Source organism: Methylibium sp. T29-B, from assembly GCF_000576225.1.
GTDB lineage: Bacteria > Pseudomonadota > Gammaproteobacteria > Burkholderiales > Burkholderiaceae_C > Methylibium > Methylibium petroleiphilum.
In genome coordinates this window covers 1-1,597 of the sequence record NZ_AZSN01000332.1, presented here as the reverse complement: position 1 = coordinate 1,597, position 1,597 = coordinate 1, and the positions used below count along the sequence as shown (strand labels likewise).

The following is a 1,597-nucleotide window of genomic DNA, read 5'->3' as shown; positions in this document are numbered from 1 at the left end:
AACCCCCTTCGTTGGCGTGGACGCGCTCAAACACAGCGACGACAAGCGCAAGAACATCCCCACCGCGGAGTACCAGAGCCTGATGGCCGACGAGGCCAGGAAGCCCGTGCAGGTTAGCTACTCGCGTGGCACGTCGAACTCCGATGGCCTGCAGTACGAGAAGACACGGCGCAACCGCGACCTCGACCCACAACTGGTTTGGCGCGGCAAGGACGATCAGGACTGGACTGACCTGGTGGTGAATGCGCCGCCGCTGTATATCCAGGAGAAGGTGCACCCCAAGGTGCTGATCGACGACCTGCAGCAGCAAACTCGGGCGCGGCGCGAAGGCGCGGCCGGGGGCACGGTGGACATGTTCGGCGACTTCAATGGCATCCCCGCCGGCGCCGACAAGACCGACTTCTACGCTCACGACCAGAACTGGACCAACCGCATGATTCTGGGCGACAGCCTGCAGGTCATGGCGAGCCTGGCTGAGCGCGAAGGCCTGCGCGGCAAAGTGCAGTGCGTGTATCTCGACCCGCCCTACGGCATCAAGTTCAATTCAAACTTCCAGTGGAGCACGACCAGCCGCGACGTGAAGGACGGCAACCGCGACCACATCAGCCGCGAGCCAGAGCAGGTAAAGGCGTTTCGCGACACCTGGCGCGACGGGATCAATTCCTACCTGACCTATCTGCGTGATCGGTTAACAGTGGCGCGCGACTTGCTCACCGCGAGTGGGTCAGTGGTCGTGCAAATCGGCGAAGAGAATTCGCACATTGTTCGTTGCTTGCTCGATGAGGTCTTTGGGCTGGAGAACTTTGTCTCTCAGATCATCTTTTCCAAGACCGCAAGCGCAACCTCTGAATATCTGGCCGGCACCTACGACGTATTGCTCGTCTATGCCAAGAGCCACGAGCACCTGAAGTACAGGCAGCCGCTTTCTCAGAAGCAAGTGGGGGGCGCTGGAGGTGGTGCATACAAGCGTGTGCGGGAAGCCGATCTAAGTTCCCGTGCAATTACGAGTGAAGAACTGGTTGGCGGTCGATCGCTTCCACCGGGCGCCAGAGTCTTCCGCATTGACAATCTCACCAGCCAGAGCATGGGGCGTGACAAGGGAGAAGGTGCTGCATCGTGGTTCCCTGTGGAGTTTGAGGGAAAGACGCTGCGCCCATCGGACAAGGTGCGCTGGAAGACAAATCAAAGCGGGATGCAGCGTCTGAAGTGCGCTGCCCGGCTTGCGACGACCGGAACTGGGCTGTACTACGTTCGCTACTTTGAAGACTTCGCTGCTTTTCCTGAAAACAACGTATGGGGTGACACTGGAATTGCCGGATTCGCCTCTGAGAAGCGCTACGTGGTCGAAACCTCTGAGAAGGTGGTTCAGCGTTGCATCAATATGTTGTCCGATCCAGGCGACTTGATACTTGATCCCACTTGCGGTTCCGGAACAACCGCATATGTCGCTGAGCAATGGGGCCGGCGATGGATCACCATCGATACCTCACGCGTAGCCCTGGCCTTGGCCCGGGCTCGCATCATGGGCGCACGTTACCCCTACTACCTGCTGGCCGACTCGCCAGAGGGACAGCTGAAAGAAGCCGAGTGTGCGCGC

1 protein-coding gene is annotated in these 1,597 nt (G+C 59.6%); it reads left to right on the top strand.

The window, feature by feature from the left end; genetic code table 11:
* Positions 1-16: 16 nt before the first annotated feature.
* Positions 17-1,597: site-specific DNA-methyltransferase (locus Y694_RS21685; RefSeq protein ID WP_231497839.1), on the top strand; the 1,581-nt coding region annotated here is incomplete at its 3' end.